18 protein-coding genes are annotated in these 20,444 nt (G+C 37.6%); 14 read left to right on the forward strand and 4 right to left on the reverse strand.

Annotation, left to right across the window (positions count from 1 at the left end):
- Positions 1 to 84: 84 nt before the first annotated feature.
- On the forward strand, positions 85 to 786 hold the full coding sequence (locus PT281_RS00310) for a CPBP family intramembrane glutamic endopeptidase (RefSeq protein WP_277151037.1): 702 nt from the start codon (positions 85 to 87) through the stop codon (positions 784 to 786).
- Positions 787 to 843: 57 nt separating this feature from the next.
- Here PT281_RS00310 and PT281_RS00315 read toward each other — a convergent pair whose 3' ends face one another.
- From PT281_RS00315 to cbpB, 3 genes are all read right to left on the reverse strand, one after another.
- A complete protein-coding gene (locus PT281_RS00315) occupies positions 844 to 2,712 on the reverse strand; it encodes a heavy metal translocating P-type ATPase (RefSeq protein ID WP_277151038.1) in 1,869 nt (622 codons plus the stop codon).
- A 139-nt stretch (positions 2,713 to 2,851) separates the two neighbouring features.
- Entirely contained in the window at positions 2,852 to 3,418 is a 567-nt protein-coding gene (locus PT281_RS00320) for a hypothetical protein (protein WP_277151039.1), read from the reverse strand.
- 275 nt (positions 3,419 to 3,693) lie between these two features.
- Positions 3,694 to 4,161: a cyclic-di-AMP-binding protein CbpB gene (gene cbpB, locus PT281_RS00325; RefSeq protein ID WP_277151040.1), complete on the reverse strand. Its 468-nt coding sequence runs from the start codon at positions 4,159 to 4,161 to the stop codon at positions 3,694 to 3,696.
- A 534-nt stretch (positions 4,162 to 4,695) separates the two neighbouring features.
- On the opposite strand from cbpB, the gene PT281_RS00330 reads away from it, so the two are divergent.
- The 8 genes from PT281_RS00330 (at position 4,696) to PT281_RS00365 (ending at position 11,585) form a co-directional block, all read left to right on the forward strand.
- Positions 4,696 to 5,019 (forward strand): hypothetical protein, encoded by a 324-nt coding sequence (locus PT281_RS00330; protein WP_277151041.1) that lies wholly within the window; start codon positions 4,696 to 4,698, stop codon positions 5,017 to 5,019.
- 115 nt (positions 5,020 to 5,134) lie between these two features.
- Positions 5,135 to 5,287, forward strand: a complete 153-nt coding sequence (locus tag PT281_RS00335) for a teichoic acid D-Ala incorporation-associated protein DltX (protein ID WP_277132355.1) — start codon at positions 5,135 to 5,137, stop codon at positions 5,285 to 5,287.
- A gap of 15 nt (positions 5,288 to 5,302) precedes the next feature.
- Positions 5,303 to 6,817, forward strand: coding sequence for a D-alanine--poly(phosphoribitol) ligase subunit DltA (dltA, locus tag PT281_RS00340; RefSeq protein ID WP_277151042.1), 1,515 nt, complete (start codon positions 5,303 to 5,305; stop codon positions 6,815 to 6,817).
- On the forward strand, positions 6,817 to 8,049 hold the full coding sequence (gene dltB, locus PT281_RS00345) for a D-alanyl-lipoteichoic acid biosynthesis protein DltB (RefSeq protein ID WP_277151043.1): 1,233 nt from the start codon (positions 6,817 to 6,819) through the stop codon (positions 8,047 to 8,049). Before dltA ends, dltB begins: the two co-directional genes overlap by 1 nt.
- A 27-nt stretch (positions 8,050 to 8,076) precedes the next feature.
- Positions 8,077 to 8,316 carry a D-alanine--poly(phosphoribitol) ligase subunit DltC gene (gene dltC, locus PT281_RS00350; RefSeq protein WP_277130103.1) on the forward strand — a complete coding sequence of 80 codons (240 nt, stop codon included), beginning with the start codon at positions 8,077 to 8,079 and terminating at the stop codon, positions 8,314 to 8,316.
- Positions 8,309 to 9,616, forward strand: a complete 1,308-nt coding sequence (gene dltD / locus PT281_RS00355; RefSeq protein WP_277151044.1) for a D-alanyl-lipoteichoic acid biosynthesis protein DltD — start codon at positions 8,309 to 8,311, stop codon at positions 9,614 to 9,616. The genes dltC and dltD overlap by 8 nt, the downstream gene beginning before the upstream one ends.
- Complete coding sequence (locus PT281_RS00360) at positions 9,616 to 10,590, forward strand: serine hydrolase (RefSeq protein ID WP_277151045.1); 975 nt, start codon at positions 9,616 to 9,618, stop codon at positions 10,588 to 10,590. The genes dltD and PT281_RS00360 overlap by 1 nt, the downstream gene beginning before the upstream one ends.
- A 242-nt stretch (positions 10,591 to 10,832) precedes the next feature.
- Positions 10,833 to 11,585, forward strand: coding sequence for a DUF975 family protein (locus PT281_RS00365; protein WP_277151046.1), 753 nt, complete (start codon positions 10,833 to 10,835; stop codon positions 11,583 to 11,585).
- A 46-nt stretch (positions 11,586 to 11,631) separates the two neighbouring features.
- On the opposite strand, the gene PT281_RS00370 is transcribed toward PT281_RS00365, so the two are convergent.
- Positions 11,632 to 11,874 (reverse strand): hypothetical protein, encoded by a 243-nt coding sequence (locus tag PT281_RS00370; protein WP_277151047.1) that lies wholly within the window; start codon positions 11,872 to 11,874, stop codon positions 11,632 to 11,634.
- 149 nt (positions 11,875 to 12,023) lie between these two features.
- Here PT281_RS00370 and PT281_RS00375 point away from each other — a divergent pair, with 149 nt between their 5' ends.
- From PT281_RS00375 to PT281_RS00395, 5 genes are all read left to right on the forward strand, one after another.
- Entirely contained in the window at positions 12,024 to 13,310 is a 1,287-nt protein-coding gene (locus PT281_RS00375; RefSeq protein ID WP_277151048.1) for a PTS sugar transporter subunit IIC, read from the forward strand.
- Positions 13,311 to 13,322: 12 nt separating this feature from the next.
- Positions 13,323 to 14,171, forward strand: coding sequence for an alpha/beta hydrolase (locus PT281_RS00380; RefSeq protein ID WP_277151049.1), 849 nt, complete (start codon positions 13,323 to 13,325; stop codon positions 14,169 to 14,171).
- A 12-nt stretch (positions 14,172 to 14,183) separates the two neighbouring features.
- Positions 14,184 to 16,724 (forward strand): AAA family ATPase, encoded by a 2,541-nt coding sequence (locus PT281_RS00385; protein WP_277151050.1) that lies wholly within the window; start codon positions 14,184 to 14,186, stop codon positions 16,722 to 16,724.
- Between the two features lie 201 nt (positions 16,725 to 16,925).
- Entirely contained in the window at positions 16,926 to 19,034 is a 2,109-nt protein-coding gene (locus PT281_RS00390) for an ATP-dependent Clp protease ATP-binding subunit (protein WP_277151051.1), read from the forward strand.
- Positions 19,035 to 19,215: 181 nt separating this feature from the next.
- A complete protein-coding gene (locus tag PT281_RS00395) occupies positions 19,216 to 20,241 on the forward strand; it encodes a branched-chain amino acid aminotransferase (protein ID WP_277151374.1) in 1,026 nt (341 codons plus the stop codon).
- Positions 20,242 to 20,444: the final 203 nt, after the last annotated feature.

Here is a 20,444-nt window from a genome sequence, read left to right on the forward strand (position 1 = left end):
TATTTCTCCATTTTAGATTTTATGAGTTAAATCTATTATAATGAATACATTTAGAAAAGTCATAGAGAATAAAGGCTGAGGATTATGAAAAAATTGTTTAATTGGTTAGGAAATATTGCTGGCATTATTTTAGCATTTGCTAGTTATCAAATTTTGGAGTGCTTTTACTTTTTACCACACCAATTAGAAAAAATGTTGCATATTAATTATGAAATACTCATTGCTTTGACGATAATTGCAACCATTTTGGTAGTGGCTTTTATTTTTTATTTGTACCAAAGTCAGTTGAAAACGGAGAATGAGTGGCAGTTTAATCAATCACCGCACTGGGATGTTCGTCGCCTGTTAATTATGTTGTTAGGACTGATTTTAACTGTGGTGTGTGCTTATTCATTACAAATATTATTAGGGATGACGCAAAGTACTTCAGCTAATCAGGCAACATTGAACAAAATATCACTGCAGGCAGGAGGTTTATTCATTCCGATGGTTTGCATAATTGCGCCAATCTGTGAGGAAACAATTTTTCGGGGCTTATTTTTCAACACCTTTTTTATGAAAGAAACTAAGGTAAATAAGTGGCTGGGGATTGTTTGCAGCGGCTTTGTGTTTGCCTATATGCATGACCCAAATATCACCAAATTTATTATTATCTATTGGGTTTTAGGCTGCATCTTAGCATGGGTTTATATGACAACCAAAGATTTACGCTATTCGATATTAACGCATATGCTATATAACTCATTGCCTTATCTGTTAGGTGGTTTGTCATTTTATATAAAGTGAAGATTAGGATAAACAAAAAACTTTCAAGCAAAATCTTGAAAGTTTTTATTTTGAGATTTATTTATCTGCAATTAAACCTGTTTGTTTTGGGTTTTTCGGTTTAGTCTTGGCCAGTAAGGCTAAACTAATAGAAATCATGTCAACACATTCTTGCAAAATAGCGCCCCAGAATGCAGGAATTACACCGGTGAAGGCAATCAATTCAATAATGATGACAATACTGATAGCTGTCAAAACGTCAACATTGGCTACTTTCATTGTGTGTTTAGAAATGGCAACAGCATCGTTAACCTTGGATAAATCGTTGACCATGATGACTGCATCAGCGCTTTCACTGGCAGCTGATGCGCCTTTGGCGCCCATGGCAATCCCGACGTCGGCAGCAGTTAGACTAGGAGCATCATTAACACCATCACCGGTCATTACAACTGGGCGATTTTCTTGAGGTACTTCTTTAATTGCTTGGATTTTTTGTGCCGGCAAAAGTTCGGAGCGAATATCGTCAACACCTACTTCGTTACCAATCTTATCGGCAACGTCTTTGTGGTCACCGGTCAGCATCATAATGTGCTTACCACCTTGTCGCTTTAAGCGAGCAATTGTTGTAGCACTTTCTGGTCGTAATTGATCCTTGAAAGTAATGTAGCCAGCATATTGATTATCAATCGAAACATAAACAGCAGTGGAATTGACAGCACTAATTTTTTCATTAGGGGCGACATAATGTAATTTACCTACCTTAATAATATGATTATCAACCTTGCCGCTAATTCCTTCACTAGTTGTTTCTTTAATATTAGTAGCAGGCTTTAGGAGTTTCTTGTTCGTCACGCTAACTAAAGAATTAGCAATAATGTGGCTTGATTGTTGTTCGACACTGGCAGCATAGCTTTGAAGAGTTTCCTCATTGAAATTACTATTAGAAGAAGGAACAATTGCATCAATAACTAATTGGTTTTCTGTTAAAGTACCGGTTTTATCGAAGGCAAAGGTCTTAGCAGTAGCTAATTTTTCTAGGGTTGGACCTGACTTAACAATAATATGATTCTTTGACATTGAGCTCATGCCAGAAACTAGGGCAACTGGCGCCGCGATTAATAATGGACATGGAGAAGCCACAACCATAACTTCAGCGAAGTTAACCGGATTACCTGAGTGAACCCAAGCTGCTATCCCAATAACTAAGGAAATAACGGTAAATGGCACGGCGTAACGATCTGCCATTTTAACAAATTTTGCTGGTTGGGCTTGCGAGGATTTGACTAAGGAAACAATTGTTTGGTATTCAGAATCGCTAGCCTTTTTGGTTACAATCATTTCGACGGCATCACTACCATTAATTGATCCTGACATTAATTCGTCGCCAGGCTGTTTATCAACTGGTACAGATTCTCCGGTTAATGAGGATTGATCAAAACTAGATGTTCCTTTAATAACTTTACCGTCAACGGGAACTTGCTCACCAGGTTTGATTAACACATGGTCATCAAGTTTTAATTGGTCAACATCAATTGAAACAAGTTTATTGTTGACAATTTTGTTAGCGATACTTGGAGAATTGCTTAATAGTGAACGCAATTCCTTATCTGCTTGACCAGTAGCATAATCTTCAAGAGTTTCACCACCAGTCATCATAACTAAAATCATCCATTCGGCCCATTGGTCACCAATTAAAATAGTTGAGATAACTGCAATTACCGCTAGAATATCGACACCATAACGTCCCGTTTTGAAATCACCAACGATTTCTGTTAATAAGGAAATTGCCATCATGATACCAATAATATCAATTAAAATTGTTTGGATAGGAAAGTGTAAACTACCAATTTGAAATAAACTTTTGGCTTTTAAAACGAATTGACAGATAAGACCAATTACACCAGCAACTAGTACGAGGATAAATTTCCATTGTCGTTTTAAGTCCATTAATATAATGCCTCCACTAATTAAAATATTTGTATGAATATTATTCTAACACTAATTAAATCATCACTATAACTAATTGAAGATTAAAAAATATTTCCCGGGAAATAAAAAAGCAGGAGATATTTATCTCCTGCTTAGTCTAATAATCGCTTAACCTAATAATTTTATTACTTTGTTCCTTTGTATTGGTGCATTTTGGGGCACGATGAATATGTGTCTCTTGTTTATGCGGGGATATTCGAGAAGTAGACTTTAAGTATCCTGATTTAGCACGTTTAATTGCATCAATCACGTCTAATGATGACATCGTAATATAATCAGAATTATTACCATAATCATTTGTTTCAGCAAAATAGTGATTGATTTTTTCAATACCTTTAGCTGAAAAGTTTTCCTGCTTAGCCAAATCTAGCAAAAGGGCATGAAGTCTAGTAGCTGAAACCACTTCATGTTGCAACATTTCAAAAATCAAGGAAGAATTAACGTCAATTGATTTTAATCGCCGTGCAATTCTGTCTTTATAAAAAGCATTGATGATTCGTAAAATTTCATCAAAGTTATCGGAAGTATTGTTTAATTTTTTAAGCTTGATAATTAATGCTTCTTTTTCTTGTACTGATAATTCAGTGCCGCGAGGATATGAATTCTCCCTAATAATTGCATTGATTAAACTAGTTAGGTTGTTTGTGTCCGTTTTATATGGCATCGTAAACATCGTCCTATTCTATTTTATATTAGCTGTTATTTAATTTACTTCTTATAATGCAGCAATCTAAATGCAACCTGTAACGTTAATAAACAACAGTTTAAAATTATTAATAAATTAATATACAATCTACTAAAACGCTTATATATAGCGAAAATATGAATTTATCTTGCTTAAATTCATTATAGTACAATTCAGCTGAAAGTGAATATAAAAAGTAAATATCCGTAAAATAATTTTAATTATTTTACGGATATTTACTGAATTTTAGCAATTTATTTTTGGGTTATGTTATATTTTTCTTCGAAATTGTGAACAATGTAATTAAATGTTTTGATCCATTCACGTCTTGTTAATAGTCCTTGGAAAACGTCATAATCGTCAACAACAGGTAAAAATGCATTATCGACCAATAAATGTAGCTGCACTTCTAGGGCAGTTTGTGTAAAGCTTATTTTGTCAAAATCAGTCTGCATTACATCTCGAACTTTTAATTCGGATAGTGGCTCAAGCGATATTTCGTCGGTCTTCATCATTTTATCGGTAATCATTGCTAAGCTAAGAAGTCCAACAACGTGATTATGACTGTCTAAAACAGGAATTTTAGAATATTTAACTCGTGTTAAAATTAAGAACGCATGATAGAGCGGATTGTCATCTAAGACAACGGCGACTCTTGATGCAGGAATGAGGAATGCACCGGACTTTTCCTGAATCAGTTGCTTGATTGCGGGTGAGAACATAAATATGCCTTTCTCTATATAAGGGAAAAGGCTCGCAAATTGCGAGCCTGTTAGTTTTCATCTACTTTGAAGGAGTAAGAATGAATGAAATAAAAAAGTGGGAGTATGTAGCAAGTTCTTTTACTTGCTACAATATGCATGATAAACATAAATTATGAAGTTAGCGTGGAAAAACTATTATGAAATAGTAAAGAATTTCTTTAGAACTTTTAAAGACAAAAGAAAAACTCACGCAACACACGTGAGTCGAAAGGGATAGATATGAAATTGACTTATAAGTCATTTCGGTTTGTTCATTATTTATACTTGGAGGAGTATGAATGAAAAACAAAAAAGTTGAGTTGTAATATACGAGGTTTTTTAAGCCTTGTTTATTACCCTTTTAGTATAACTTGTAAATATGAAAAAAGTGTGACGAATTTAAAAAATAGAACATTTTTTTAATTATTAAAAAATTGTTTGCTAGCCTAATGCTTGTTATAATTAGACTGATTCTAATGTTAGATACTGCCTGATGGGCAATTAAGGAAAGAAATGGAACAAGAGAATTATCATAAAAAAATCATTTTTTGGTTACGTTTTGCAGGCTGGCTGTGTTTATTGCCAGCTTCAGCGTGGCTTTACTTATGGCAGCTCGCCAACAATTTTAGATTAGGAAGTTATTCTGGCTTAATTTTAGCAGAATTAATCATTACTGTTGTATTTGCGATATTTTTGTTAATAACGGCAAACAGCTCAAAATGGGAAAAATTACGTAATGTATTATTTTTACTGGTATTTGCTCTGTTATTTATTTCGTTAATCATCTTGATTCCGCTATATTTTGCTTATCGGAATTGTCGTAAACTGAATAAGTGATCGATATCCGGCTAAAAATGTTTAAATTTAGTAAAATCTACTAGGCTAGTATGGGGTTGCCTGTCAAATGTAGTAATATGGTTGTTAGTATATTTATTGTTATTGAGGGAGATATATGGATAAAAAAGAGAAAATTGATTCTCGGGGCAAACGAATAGGGAAATTTGTCCTGACAACAATTATTTATTGCGTTATTTTATTGGCGCTAATCTATTTGTATCAATATAGCGGCCTTACTTCGGTTCACTTTATTTACGACGAATTTTAAGGTGGTGTTACTAATATGATTAAAGACATAATTAAGAAAATTGACGAGATTGCGGCAGCTGATCCAGACCGAATTGCTTATGACTATCTTGGTCAAACTAATACTTATGGTGATCTTATGCGCCGCTCTAATGCTTGGGCACACAAGATTGCCAGCTTGAATATCCCAGAACATAGCCCAATTATGATTTGGGGCGGACAAACATTTGAAATGGTTGCCAGCTTTTTAGGCTGTGTTAAGTCGGGACATGCTTATATTCCGATAGCCAGCTATTCTAATGCAGAACGATTAGTGATGATTCAGGAAGTATCAGAAGCGCAAGTTGTCTTGGCAATTGACGATTTGCCAACAATTGATATAGCTCAATTACAAGTTATTCATCCAAGCGATATTGAAGATGGTGATTTTGCTGTTGATCCAGCTAATTTTGTTGGAGGTAATGATAATTTCTACATTATCTTTACTTCCGGAACCAGCGGTAAACCAAAGGGAGTTCAAATTAGTCATGATAACTTGTTGAGCTTTGTTAATTGGGAAATGGCTGATTTTGCGTTGCCTGAGCATCCAAGCTTCTTGGTTCAAGCACCATACTCATTCGATCTTTCTGTCATGAGTCTGTATCCAGCGCTTGTTGGTGCAGGTAAACTGGTTGTCTTGCCGCACGATGTAACCCAAAATTTTGCTCAATTATTTATGACAATGCCTAAATTGCAATTTAACGTTTGGGTATCAACTCCTTCATTTGCGCAAATGTGTTTCTTAGATAAGACATTTGATGGCGCGCACCATCCAGATTTAACGCACTTCCTATTTTGCGGCGAGGAATTGCCACATACTGAAGTAGCGATGCTGCGTAAGAAGTTTCCAAATAGTAAAATTTTCAATACATATGGTCCGACCGAAGCAACGGTTGCTGTTACGCAAGTTGAGATTACTGACGATGTGCTGGCTAAGTATGATCGTTTGCCAATTGGCAAGGTTAAGGAAGATACTCGAATTACGATTGATAAGTCTAAGGGTGATGAACCCAATGAAGGCGAGATTGTGATTGAAGGGCCGAGTGTTTCTAAGGGATATATGAATAATCCTGAAAAAACGGCTAAGGGCTTTTTCAAGGATCCTGCTGATCAGTACATGAGTCATCGTTCAGGAGACGAAGGTTTCTTTGATGGAGACATGCTGTTTTATCGTGGACGAATTGATTTTCAAATCAAATTTAACGGTTACAGAATTGAACTTGAAGAAATCAACCACTATCTTGGCAAAAATAAGTTTGTTGATCACGGTGTTGCTGCACCAAAATATAATAAGGATCACACGGTTAAGCAGATTGTCGCTGAAATTGAATTAAAAGATGGCGTTAAAGAGCAATATTCTGAAGCAGAAATCACCAAGGCAATTAGAGCTGATTTAGCGGATGGCTTAATGCCATACATGATTCCCCAACGCTTTGTTTACCGGGAAAAATTGCCGGTTTCACAAAACGGTAAGGTAGACATTAAAGCTGTAATTAAGGAGGTTAATGAGTAGTGAACTTCATTAACTTACAGCCTTATGGGAACCCACAGTACTTTATTTATCTGATTATTGGTTTATTACCGATGATTGTCAGCTTGTATTATGGGCACCGACTGAAAACTTATGAGGTTATCTTCTCGTTAGTTTTTCTGTTCCTGATTTTTGATGGTACTAAGTGGCAACAAGGTGTTAGCCTACTGATTTATTTGGTATTTGAATTACTGCTGACTTACGGTTATTTGCATTATCGCAAGGTTGGTAAAAATAAGACGTGGGTCTTTTATCTAGCAGTAATTCTAGCAATTATTCCACTAGCACTAGTTAAAATTCAAACGGCGTTTCCGAAGGCTAAAATTCCAGGTGTGCTTGCTTTCTTAGGTATTTCTTATATTACCTTTAAGACCGTGCAAGTCATTATGGAAATTCGCGATGGTGCAATTAAAGAAGTCAAGTTTGGGACATACCTGCGTTTTCTGTTGTTCTTCCCGACGATTTCGTCAGGTCCAATCGATCGTTACCGCAGGTTTGCTAAAGAATGTGATGTTGCACCAAAGCGCGAGCAATATGTCGATGATTTAGCACATGCTGTGCGTTATTTGTTCCAAGGATTTCTTTATAAGTTTGTTTTAGGCTGGCTTTTTGGGACATATTGGCTGCCGATTATTAGTAAATCGGCGTTAATTGCCGGTACTGCTGCTGGTGGGTTGAAGCTTTCCTGGTGGCTAGTTGCTTATATGTACTGTTACAGTATGTATTTGTTCTTTGACTTTGCCGGCTATTCATTGTTTGCTGTTGCGATTTCCTACTTTATGGGAATCCACACACCAATGAACTTTAATAAGCCGTTTATTTCGCAAAATATTAAAGAATTCTGGAATCGCTGGCACATGACGCTATCGTTCTGGTTCCGTGATTACATTTATATGCGGTTTACTTTCTTTGCAATGAAGAAAAAATTGTTTAAAAATCGTATTAGATTATCACAAGTGTCATATTTCTTACTATTCTTAATTATGGGATTTTGGCACGGCTTAACGTGGTATTACATTGTTTATGGCGCATTCCACGCAACAGCAATTATTATTAATGATTATTGGATTAGATTTAAAAAGAAACATAAAGAGCAAATTCCATCGAACAAATTTACAAAATGGTTTGCGATTTTTCTAACATTTAATGTTGTTTGTTTTAGTTTCTTGATTTTCTCCGGCTTCCTTAGTCAATTATGGTTTGGCTGGAAGTAACGGATAGTTTTATAAGAGGTTTTAAAAATGGATACTACAAAAGAAGTTTTAGCAATTTTACAAGATTTAACTGGTGAAGATTTGTCAGACAGAATGGACGAAGACATTTTTTCTAATGGCTTGATGGATTCAATGGCCAGCGTGCAAATGCTGCTCAGTCTGCAAGAAAAATTTGATATTGATGTTCCTGTTTCAGAATTTGATAGAACTGAATGGGATACGCCAGCTAAGATTGTGGCAAAGGTGGAAAATTTAGAAAATGAATAACAAACGCCGACTGTGGCAGATTTTTGGCCCGGTTCTCTGCGCTATAATCTTGCTTTTGGTGATTTTGTTACTGCCATGGGAACGAACTTTTTCAAAAGGTTCGATTTATCAGGCAGCTAATTCACAGACGACAACCATTTTTAAGGGCTCGCGAATGAAGCAAAATGCCTTTGATGAGGGTTATGTTCCGTTTTACGGTTCAAGTGAATTGTCGCGAATGGATCCACTGCATCCAAGTGTTTTAGCTGAAAAGTATCACCGCAATTATCGACCGTTCCTGCTTGGTGGACCTGGTAGCCAATCTTTAGCCCAGTTTTTAGGGATGCAGGGAACAGCGGAGCAGTTAAAGAATAAAAAAGCAGTGGTGATTATTTCGCCGCAATGGTTTACGAAAAAGGGTCAAGACCCAAATGCGTTTACCCTGTATTATTCGCCGCTACAAGCTTGCAATTTCTTACTAGGAGTAAAGAAAAACACCATTGCTAATCGGTATGCGGCTAGACGATTTTTGCAGATGCCGGAAGTAAAAGGCGAAATTAAGTCAGGGATGCGTAAGGTTGCGCAAGGTCAGCAATTAAGCGGAACCCAGCGGTTCATTTTGGAAAATCAAAGGCGAATGTTAAATACAGAAGATAAATTCTTCAGTACCTTCCAACTGCGTGATCGTATCCAGAAAATTAACGAACGTGCTAAGCTGCTTCCTGAACAATATTCAGTTAAAGGTCTTGAGCAAGTTGCTGATGAGCAAGCAGCCAAACATACTAATTCCAATCCGTTTGGGATTAATAACAGCTTCTTTAGGGCACGCTTAGATAAAAAGAATTTGCGTAAGTTGAAAAACAGTCAACGTAAATTTGATTATACTAAATCAGCTGAATACAGTGATTTTGAATTGATGCTGCAGCAGTTTGCTAAACAACATACCAACGTGCTGTTTATCATACCGCCAATTAATCATAAGTGGTCAAACTATACTGGTCTATCGCAAAAGATGTACCAGAAGTCAGTATCTAAAATTAAGTACCAACTTGCCAGTCAGGGTTTTACTAACGTCGAAGACTTATCAAGACGTGGCGGGCAAAAGTACTTTATGGAAGATACAATTCACCTTGGTTGGCGCGGCTGGGTTGCAGTCGATCAAGCGGTTAAGCCGTTCATGGCGAAAACTAACTTGCCTTATAACTATAATATTCATAACTATTTTTACACCAAAAAATGGCAAAACAAGCCATATGCGGTTAGTGTAACGGATAGAACGCCTCTAGATACAAGTCAGAAGGAAAGTTTAAAAGACAATTAGTGCGCCAGAAAATTGATGCTCTGGGAATAAAAGGCTCTGTTTTAGTAATTAAAAATGGTAAAACTTTGCTGGACTATGCCACAGAAAACACGACTGACACTAGTTATTTAATTAATTCTGTCCAAAAGTCGATGACCGCGGCAATGGTAATGCACGAGGTGCAAGAGGGTAATTTAAGTTTACACGATCATCTTAGTAAGTTTTATCCGGAAATTCCGGGAGCTAAAAAGATAACAATCAAAAATCTGCTGTCAATGACAGCTGGTCTTGACTTAAAGCCTGGAGCCAATTTGGGACAAAAACATTTTATTTCTGATAATAGTAATATTAATCATGATATTGCTAAAACAATGTTTACCGCAAAAATGTTAGGGAAATGGCATTATAGCTCACTTAACTATATTTATTTATGCGGCATTATGACACAGATTACTGGTAAAAGTTATGAGCAATTGTTTCGAGAAAGCTATGTTAAACCGCTGCAATTAAAGCATACGGCATTCTTATGGTCGAAATCAGAAAAAATTATTACTAGTGGTTTAGTACCAGGAATGTTTTATCGTGATGGACGCTACCTTGTAGTTAAGCATAAAACGGCTTTGCGTGATGCTCGTAATGAACTTGGTGCTGGGTCTGTTGTAATGTCAAATGAAGATATTGCTAAAGTAATGCATTATATTTTAGCTGGAAATATTTTGACAAATAAAAGTCGTAAGTTATTGTATGCAGCGGGACCACCGGCATACTATAATGGCGGGCTGTACAATAATGTTAAGTACAATCTTAAAACTGCTAACGGTGCTGGCGATGGCTATTATACCTTTGTGCGCAGCACTGATAATGGTCGAACGATGATGATTATTCAGTCTAACCAAACTAATAGTGGTCAGTTCGTTATTTTGAAAGCAGAAATTAATCAAATCATGGCACAGTTGCTGGGTTTGAAGTCTGGTAGTGAAAATATAACAGGTTAAGTCTTGTCTTTTGCTAGATTGCATGCTAAAATCTTGTTGTGTCGTTATAGGAAAGTATTCATTTTCTCCGGTAGCGAAAATGCTAACTTCTATATGTGGTCAGTAATAGCGACACAAAACTGTGTGAGCTTAGTTCTAATGTTGGTGGAACTAGGCTTTTTTGATACTTAAAATTCTGCCGTCTTGGCTAAGGATAGTGTATAATGTGCTTATATTAATAAAAAATAAGAAGGGGTACAATCATGACCAGAGCAGAATTAAAAGCAGAGGCAAAAAAGAAATTGCATGGTAATTGGCGTTGGGCAATTACGGTAGCTTTGATTATCTCGTTAATTAATGTAATTATTGCTAGTCCCAGCTATGCTCAATTTGCTGTTCATGGCAATCTTGCGGGATTTGATTACAAGTCTCAATCACACTGGTTTCTTCAAATATGTTTATCAATTTTGATTAGCTTTTTTGCATTAAGTTATGCAGTAACCTTTTTGAATTTATGTGATGGTCGCAAGGAAAATGCTGTCAAATCGGCTTTTTCAGCCTTTTATGATAATCTCTTTATTCCCGAATTTTTTAATTATTTGCTGCAAAATGTTTTTGAGTTTTTATGGGCATTATTGTTGATTATCCCTGGCATAATTAAAAGCTATTCGTATGCACTGACACCGTATATTGTTAAAGACATGGTGGATAGTGGTCAGCAAGTTAGTTTTACTGCTGGTGTTACGGCCAGCAAGCACCTAATGGCTGGGCATAAGTGGCAGCTATTTGTCCTTGATTTAAGTTTTATCGGCTGGTATTTTTTGCTTTGTGGAATAGGAATTCTGCTAGGTGTTGGTTTTTCTTTCTTGATTAAGGCAACAGGGCTTTTTCGGATTTTTGCTAATACGGCAATGGTTAGTCTATGCGTTGGGCTTGGTTCATTAGTTTTGATACCGTATGTTCAAGCAACCAAGGCAGAATTTTATCGTAATTTAGCGGGTAATCAATTTAAATAATAAAAAAAGCAGAAGTTTAACTTCTGCTTTTTTAGTTATTCAATTTTTAAAATCTATTTAAGTCGTCGATGCTATTTTGGAATAAGTGTTCAGAATATGCAGTACTTGCTCCGCTGACACCATCTACTTCTTGTAAAGCTTCCTTAACTTGGCTGGTGCTAAGATGATCAACAAGAAAAGACTCCAGTGCATTATTGGTCAACTCGTTAATATCAGATTCATTAATATCAAGATATTTTTCTACCAATTTTTCTGTTTTTTCGTTTAACTCAATTCTTTTTTTACTCATTTTTTCACCTTTCACAATCACGTTTATTATAGCATTTTTTAAAATTTACTGTTAAAAAAACACAAATTGGTTGAAGCTGGTAGACTTAAAATAGATAGATATTTAAGTGCTAGTTTATTTTGTTTAGTATAAAAGTAAAGGCGTAAATAATGATTGATTTTTCTGCAAAAATTGTGGCATGGCTACGGCAACGGTCCTTTTTTCAAGCGGCGCAAAAAACACTGGTAATGTTAATGCCGATCGCTGTTTTGGGCTCATATTTTCAACTGTTATTTGATCTTGTATTTTCGCCGAATGGTTTAATTTACAATATTTTTGGCTTGGACAAAATTTTAACAGATCATTGGTGGTATGCCGGTTCTTTTGTAACTCGTGGGATGGTGCAGATAACTTTTGGCGTCTTTGGGGTCTATGCTGCCTATTTTATGGCACGTTATACTGCGCAAATTTATCATCGAGATTCAACTATGGCGGGAATGGCCGCTGTTTTAGTTATTTTGTTTTGCTCATATTCTTCAAGCACCGGGCGAGATAATCGTCTGTCCTTTACAATGGGCTTATTGCAAGTGGATGGTGTTTTTATTGCGTTAATTGTTGGTTATTGCGTAGGGCAAGTGTTCCATCTTCTGGACAAACAGTATGTGATTGTCAAAAGTGAAAATACCGCAAGAATTCGGCACCGGGCGTGGATAAGTATGCTGCCAATGGCTGTGTCACTAATGTTAGGGATTGTTTTTGGTGTCATTATTTATGAACTGCAGATAAAAACGTTAAATTCTGCCAGCTTTAATGAACTTATCAGCCGGGTACAAACAACTAATAATTTGGCTGAGGTGATGTTACTATCGGTAGTAATTACACTGTTAAGCTGGCTGGGCATTGGTTATCCACTGCGCTCGATTTCGGGGACGATTAATAATGCTTATACGGCTGAGAACCTAACTTATGCACTGCATCATGGTAATTCGTGGAATGTGCCGTATAAGTTCTTGGGTAGCTCGCTAATTAATAGTTATGGAATGATGGGAGGTGCTAGTATTGTGCTGACAATTATCGTGGTAATTCTTCTTAGACGCAAAAATCGTGAGATTGAGACGCTTGCCTTGTTTAGCCTGTTACCGGCAGCCTTTAGTTCAACGTTAGGTTTTGCCATCGGGATGCCGCTGATTTTAAACCCATTATTTATTTTGCCGGAATTATTATTGCCGCTGATTAATATGCTGCTTGCAGCTAGTGCAATCAGCCTTCATATTTTGCCAGTGTGTGTCTATCCAATTTTAAAAGGCACCCCAGGAATTTTAATTCCGTTTTTTGGGACTAATGGTGATTGGGTAGCGTTAATTTTCCCAATAATTTTATTTATATTGGACATCTGTCTACTAATTCCAGTAATTAAAATTGGTGAAAAAATCGAACTGCGGCTAAATCTTGAGTAAGAAGGTGCAATAATGCGTAAAAATAAGAATCTTAAATGGTTGCTCTTATTAGTAGTCATTTTAATTTTACTGGCGATGCCAGGATATAGCTGGATGAAAAAGTCTAACAATGCTCGTGCCGAACGTAGTAAGTCATTATTGTCACCAGTTATCATGGTTCCGGGGTCAAGTGCGACGACTGAACGATTTAACCAGTTGATTGACCAATTAAATAAAACAACACTGCATCGTCATAGTGTCTTAAAAGTCAATGTTTCACGTGAAGGGAGATTGTCTTACAGCGGTTCAATTAATAAAAATGATCTGGAACCCTTTATTATCATTGGTTTTGATAATAACAAGGATGGTTACGCTAATATTAAAAAGCAAGCCAAGTGGCTGGATATCGCCTTTGATTCGTTAATGAGCAATTATAAGTTTAATAATTTTAAGGCGTTTGGTCATTCTAATGGTGGATTAATCTGGACGTATTGGTTGGAGCATTACTATGCTGATTATTCCGGTGAAACCAAGATGACGTGCTTAATGACTTTGGGAACACCGTATAATTTTACGGAAAACAATATCGATAACCACACGCAAATGCTAGCTGATTTTATTAAGAGTCGGTCAAAATTACCTAAAAACTTGCGGGTATATTCGTTATCTGGCGGCAAAAATTATGAGTCTGACGGGATTGTCCCTGAATCAAGTGTTGCAGCAGCTAAGTTTATTTTTCAAAATCAAGTGAAATCTTATACGGCAATGACAGTGACAGGTAAAGAAGCTGATCATTCAGATTTACCGCAGAACAAGCAGGTTGTTCAACTAATTAGACAATATTTGTTAAAGACCGAGCGCCAGCCAAGCCCAAATAAGTAAAGGAGAATAGATATGAAGTACCAAGAGCAGCCAACCCAAATTGAAGTACGCGGTGGCCGCGTGAACAACTTGAAGAATATCAATGTCAATATTCCTCTGCATCAGTTTGTTGCTATTTCAGGACTTAGCGGCTCCGGAAAATCAAGTTTGGCGATGGGAATTTTGTATTCTGAAGGTGCAAGACGCTATCTTGATTCACTTGCAACCTATACCAGACGCCGAATTAGCCAAGTGGGGCGAGCTACTGTTGATGAAGTAAAGCATATTCCCTCGGCTTTGGCGTTAAGACAACGCCCAACAATTCCGGGTGTACGATCAACGGTTGGGACAGTGACCGAAATTTTTAATATTTTACGGCTGATTTTTTCACGGTTAGGCTCGCCGGTTTGTCCTAATGGGCATCGCGTGGCACCAACAATTAAAATTGCCCAAGCAATGGACTTAACAGGAGAGGCAATGGGGCAGATAACTTGTCCCACTTGCGGCGTTAAATTTTGTGCTTTTAGCGCCGAAGACTTCGCCTTTAACTCAGATGGTGCTTGTAAGCAATGTCAGGGGCTAGGAACGGTCGAACAGATTGATGATAGTAAGATTATCGCTGATAAAAATTTATCGCTAGAACAGGGCGCTGTGGCGACGTGGCAAATACCAGGACGTAACTGGATGTGGCGGATTGCTCATGAACTGGGTGTTCGCACAGATATTCCTTATCGTGAATTGACTGCTGAAGAAAAAGATATTGTCTTACATGGTGAAGAACGTAAAATTCCAATTGACGTTCCAACTTCAACTGGACGGGTGTACCATTTAGATGCCTTGTATGAGAATGCCTATAACGCTGTTGCAAATTCGCGCAAAACAACTAAGTCGGAACGTGGCTTAGAGCGGATTAATGCTTTTTATCGTTTTAGTACTTGTCCACGTTGTCATGGCTCGCGGATTGATCCTAGTCGCTGGACACAACTAGTTGCTGGTAAAAATATTGTAACGGCAGAGCAGTTAACTTTAGGTCAGCTGGATAGCTATATGCAGGAAATTTTGGCCGAATTGCCAGAAGATATGCAGGAATTGGCAAAGAACTTAACTGGTGAATTGCTGCATCAGGTTAAACCGCTATTAAAGTTGGGGTTGGATTATTTAAGTTTATCGCGGCAAGCCAACACTTTATCAACAGGCGAATTGCAGCGAATCCAGTTAGGACGAACTTTAAGAACGGAAACAACGGGAGTACTGTATGTTTTGGATGAGCCATCAGTTGGTCTGCATCCGGATAATGTAGCGGGATTGATAGATGTCTTTCATGAATTAGTTAATCAAGGCAATTCTCTAGTGGTTGTTGACCATGAAACATCAATTATTAATGCCGCCGATTGGATTATTGAGATTGGTCCAGGTTCTGGCAGTCAGGGCGGACAAATTATCGCTCAAGGTACACCTAGTCAGATTAAGCAAAATAAAAATTCACATATTAGTCCTTATTTAACGGGAAGTGCAGCTTTGCAAGTTAGACCGCAGGTACAAGCAGCCACCTTATTTGCCCAAGGCAAAATTGCGTTTACGGTTACTGACCGGTTTAATTTGCATGACGTTCACGCACAGATTCCGGTCGGACGGCTGACTTCAATTACTGGTTTTTCTGGTGCTGGTAAGACAACGATGATCCTTGATTCACTTTTACCAGCACTCAAGGCACAAAAAAATCATGAAACTTTGCCGACATGGGTTAAAGATCTGACAGCTAGTGGCATTACTAATGTGGTTAGTGTCGATTCTGCTCCGGTTGGTAAAAATCAGCGGTCGACGGTTGCGACGTATACCGATATCATGACGAGTTTACGCAAATTATTCGCCAAGCAGCCATTGGCAAAGGAGTTAAAATATAAGGCCACGCATTTTTCTTATAATAATAAAGAAGGCGCGTGCCCAGCTTGTGGTGGTACTGGGGTAATTGCACTTGATATACAATATTTACCTGATATGGTGGAAACCTGTTCTGTCTGCGGCGGTCGTCGGTATAATTCTAAGGTCCTGCAAGTTAAATGGCAGGGTTTGAATATTGCTGATGTTCTCGCCCTTTCGGTTGATGATGCACTCGAAGACGGATTGTTTGCGGAAGTGCCGGCAATTAAAAAAACAGTCACGACTCTGCATGATATGGGTTTGGGTTATCTGCATTTAGGTGAGTCAACTCCAACCTTGTCTGGTGGTGAGGCGCAGCGGCTTAAATTGACTAGTCACTTGCATCATAAGCAAAAAGGCAGTTTATTTGTCTTTGATGAACCAACTGTGGGTTTACATCCGTCTGATGTGCGGACACTATTAAATATTTTGCAAAAATTGTTAACCCAGCAGGCAACGATTATAACGATTACACATGACCTGGATGTGATTGCCAATAGTGATTATATGATTGACATGGGACCACGTGGCGGTCAGCAAGGTGGTCGGATTGTTATTAGCGGCCGACCTGTGGATATTTATCAAACTGGAACCAGTTTAACTGCCAAATATTTGCGTAAGCATTATGATTTGTATCAAAATAAAAATAATTAATCTATACAAAATGCTGATAAATCAGCATTTTTTAATTTGTTTAAAGTGAGGGTTAAGAAAATTAATGAATTGTGGAAAAGTGAGCTAAATAATTTGCTATTTGTGGATAACCTGTTATAATTTGGGATGTAAAGAAATTAGCACTCGGATATAAAGAGTGCTAATTTAAAAAACAAAAACTACAATAAGGGGTGTTAATAAATGGCATACTTTGATAATGATTTTGATAATTTATTTAACGAATTAAATGATTCTTTCTTTGGTAATCTGAATGATTCAAATAATGGTTCAATTCCGATCCATTATTCAGGTAATATGAACTTGTCACCGCAGAATTTCAATGGTCAAGGACAGGTAGCAGGTCCAGAGCAAAAGCAAGAAAAGCCAATCGGTGTTGATTTAGTTGAACAAGCTAAAGAACATAAATATGATCCAGTAATTGGTCGAGATGAGCAGATTAAAGAAGTAATTGAAATTCTGAGTCGGCGGAAAAAGAATAATCCGGTATTGGTTGGTCCTGCTGGTGTTGGTAAGACCGCGATTGTTGAAGGTCTAGCACAAAAGATTGCGAGCGGCGATGTTCCAGACAAGATGAAGGACAAACATATTATTGACGTTAATATTAATGATATGGTTGCCGGCTCTAGCTTACGGGGCAGCTTTGAAGAGCGCTTGAAGAAGGTTATTGATCAGGCTAAGAAGGATCCAAATATTATCTTGTTCATTGATGAATTGCACAACATTGTTGGTGCTGGATCAACTGACTCCGAAAATAACAGCGGCGATGCCGCAAACATCCTGAAGCCTGCTTTGGCAAGTGGTGACTTGAACTTAATTGGGGCTACAACCACTGGTGAATACCGTAGAATTGAAAATGATGCAGCTTTGGCACGGCGGTTCCAACCAGTACAGGTACCGGAACCATCAGCTGACGTTACCGTTAAAATCTTGGAAGGACTAAAGAAGAAGTACGAAGATTACCACCACGTTAAGTATGATGATAGTGCTTTGCGCTTAGCTGTTGAATTGTCGCAGCGTTATATTCAAGGTCGGCACTTACCAGATAAGGCAATTGACTTAATGGACGAAGCTGGTGCTAAAAAGGGTCTAGATACAGTTCCAGAAGATGAAGCTAGTCTGCAGGAACGGATTGAGCACCTTGAACATGAAAAGAAAGAGGCTGCTGAAAAGGAAGATTATGCTAAGGCTAGTGATTTAAAGAAGCAAATTCAAGAATTGACCGATAAAAAGGATCATGTTCATGATGTTGCAACCCCAAGGGTTACGGATCAAGATATTTATGCCTTAATTGAAGCAAGAACCAAGATCCCGATGAGTGAATTGCATGCAAGTGAGGGACAGCATAATCTTGACTTAGCTAAACGACTTAAGAAAGCGGTAATCGATCAAGATAATGCCATTGATATTATTACTGATGCGATTGCACGTAAGCAGGTATTCAAAGATAATGATCGTCCAACTGGCTCATTCCTGCTCACAGGACCTACCGGTGTTGGTAAGACAGAATTAGCTAAACAATTGGCAATTCAGTTGTTTGGTGGTGAAAATCACCTAATTAGACTTGATATGTCAGAATACCAAGACCAAATGGCAGTTAATAAGTTGATCGGTTCTGCCCCAGGTTATGTTGGTTATGGTGAAGGCGGTCAATTAACTGAAAAAGTTCGTCACCAACCATACAGTTTGATTTTATTTGATGAAATTGAAAAGGCTAATCCACAAGTCTTTAACGCACTTTTGCAAATTATGGACGATGGTCGTTTAACCGATGCGCAAGGAAGAACGGTTTCCTTTAAGGATACAATCTTGATTATGACTTCTAATGCCGGCTTTTCTGACAATCTGCTTAAAGATGGCAAGGTCGATCATGATAAGATGATTAAGGCACTGGAAGCTTACTTCAGACCAGAATTTTTGAACCGACTTGATGCAATTGTGCCATTTAACTCATTGAGTGAAGAAGATATGACTAAGATTATCGACATTTATCTCAAAAAGATGGATAAGGTCCTTGCTAAGAGAAAAATCAAGGTTGATGTTTCACATGAAACGAAAGCTTATCTTGCAGAGAAGGGCTATGACAAGAAGTTTGGTGCACGGCCATTGCGTCGGGTAGTTGAACAGGATCTGGAAACACCAATTGCCAAATTATTGATGAAGGAACCAGACACTAAAGAAGTTAAGTTTACTGCTGATGATCAGCATGTATACTTGAACGGTGAGGCGATATTGGACATTAATCCCAAAGTAGAAGCTGAAGCCGAAAAAGTCGAAAAAGAAGAGAAATAATTTAATATGGAAAACGTCACTTTTTTGGAAGTGACGTTTTTTAGTATATATGTAGTAAAGCTTCGATCTGCTATTGACATCTGTAACTTTATGGTTTAAATTAGTTAACAATTAAATAATTATGAAAATAATCTGGTTTAAATTTTCATATCTATCCCAAGGATTAAAAATTGGAGGCACTCTGATGAAACAAAAGGTAGAAGATCTTGATTGGAATAATCTCGGTTTTGAATATCGTGATCTGCCATATCGTTACGAAGCTAAGTATAAAGATGGTGAATGGCAAGAAGGGAAGTTAGTTGAAGATTCAACTGTGACCCTTTCTGAAGGAGCAGAAGTTTTGCACTATGGGCAGGAAATTTTTGAAGGATTAAAGGCTTATCGGAGAAAAGATGGCAAGATTAATCTTTTTCGCCCAGACCAAAATGCCCATCGGTTTTCGTTGTCAGCTGAACGCTTAGCAATGCCTCCTTATCCCGAAGATAAGTTCGTTGAGGCCGTTAAGCAAGTTGTTTTGGCTAATAAAGAATACGTTCCACCATATGACAGTGGTGCAACGCTGTATGTTCGGCCATTTATGATTGGAACTTCGCAGGCTTTGGGGGTTGCAGCAGCAACAGAATATACTTTGCGGATTTTTGCCACCCCAGTAGGGGCATATATTAAGGGCCTAAATCCAGCAGCTTATAAAGTTAGTCCATACGATCGTGCCGCTTATGCTGGTACCGGTCAAGCTAAGACATCAGGTAATTATGCCAGCAGCTTGCTGCCATCAGTTGAAGCCCATAAGAAAGGCTTTGCTGATTGCTTGTATCTTGACCCACGTGAGCACAAGTATGTTGATGAGTTTGGTGGTGCTAACTTCTTTGGCATTACTCAAGAAGGTCAATTTGTAACGCCAAAATCTGAATCAATTTTGATTTCCATCACTAAAAAGTCGCTGCTTGAAGTAGCTAAACGTCAAGGCTTGAATCCTGTTGAACGGCAAATCACTTTGGAAGAAGCCTTTAACATGAAAGAAGCTGGGGCAATGGGCACGGCAGCTGTAATTTCGCCAGTTGGTTCGATTACGTATAATGGTCAAAAGCATGTTATCTACAGTGAAGAAAAGACCGGTCCAGTTACGACTAAGTTGTATAATGAGCTGATTGCTATCCAATATGGTGATAAGACTGGCCCTGAAGGCTGGGTACAGACAATCGATTAGAATTTTGATAATTAATAAAAGGGCACGGAAATTTCCGTGTCCTTTTTGAATAATTTGATTTTAAAGCACCTCAAGTTTTAAAACTTGAGGTGCTTTTTTTGTTGGTTAGATTTTGATCTGACTTAGCTATTTGGCAATATACAGTATGGAGTTTGGCACATTTATTTCATATAATAGTATAGTTGTTTAATTTTACAAACCAC

Origin of the sequence: Lactobacillus sp. ESL0701 (assembly GCF_029433445.1) — a bacterium.
Lineage (GTDB): Bacteria > Bacillota > Bacilli > Lactobacillales > Lactobacillaceae > Lactobacillus.

What these genes read in the sequence shown, in the direction of transcription:
- PT281_RS00370 (WP_277151047.1), bottom strand. Translation starts at nt 11,874, where the DNA reads ATGAGTAAAAAAAGAATTGAGTTAAACGAAAAAACAGAAAAATTGGTA.
- PT281_RS00390 (WP_277151051.1), top strand. Translation starts at nt 16,926, where the DNA reads ATGGCATACTTTGATAATGATTTTGATAATTTATTTAACGAATTAAAT.
- PT281_RS00385 (WP_277151050.1), top strand. Translation starts at nt 14,184, where the DNA reads ATGAAGTACCAAGAGCAGCCAACCCAAATTGAAGTACGCGGTGGCCGC.
- PT281_RS00320 (WP_277151039.1), bottom strand. Translation starts at nt 3,418, where the DNA reads ATGCCATATAAAACGGACACAAACAACCTAACTAGTTTAATCAATGCA.
- PT281_RS00315 (WP_277151038.1), bottom strand. Translation starts at nt 2,712, where the DNA reads ATGGACTTAAAACGACAATGGAAATTTATCCTCGTACTAGTTGCTGGT.
- cbpB (WP_277151040.1), bottom strand. Translation starts at nt 4,161, where the DNA reads ATGTTCTCACCCGCAATCAAGCAACTGATTCAGGAAAAGTCCGGTGCA.
- dltA (WP_277151042.1), top strand. Translation starts at nt 5,303, where the DNA reads ATGATTAAAGACATAATTAAGAAAATTGACGAGATTGCGGCAGCTGAT.
- dltD (WP_277151044.1), top strand. Translation starts at nt 8,309, where the DNA reads ATGAATAACAAACGCCGACTGTGGCAGATTTTTGGCCCGGTTCTCTGC.
- PT281_RS00375 (WP_277151048.1), top strand. Translation starts at nt 12,024, where the DNA reads ATGATTGATTTTTCTGCAAAAATTGTGGCATGGCTACGGCAACGGTCC.
- PT281_RS00335 (WP_277132355.1), top strand. Translation starts at nt 5,135, where the DNA reads ATGGATAAAAAAGAGAAAATTGATTCTCGGGGCAAACGAATAGGGAAA.
- PT281_RS00310 (WP_277151037.1), top strand. Translation starts at nt 85, where the DNA reads ATGAAAAAATTGTTTAATTGGTTAGGAAATATTGCTGGCATTATTTTA.
- dltC (WP_277130103.1), top strand. Translation starts at nt 8,077, where the DNA reads ATGGATACTACAAAAGAAGTTTTAGCAATTTTACAAGATTTAACTGGT.
- PT281_RS00330 (WP_277151041.1), top strand. Translation starts at nt 4,696, where the DNA reads ATGGAACAAGAGAATTATCATAAAAAAATCATTTTTTGGTTACGTTTT.
- PT281_RS00365 (WP_277151046.1), top strand. Translation starts at nt 10,833, where the DNA reads ATGACCAGAGCAGAATTAAAAGCAGAGGCAAAAAAGAAATTGCATGGT.
- PT281_RS00380 (WP_277151049.1), top strand. Translation starts at nt 13,323, where the DNA reads ATGCGTAAAAATAAGAATCTTAAATGGTTGCTCTTATTAGTAGTCATT.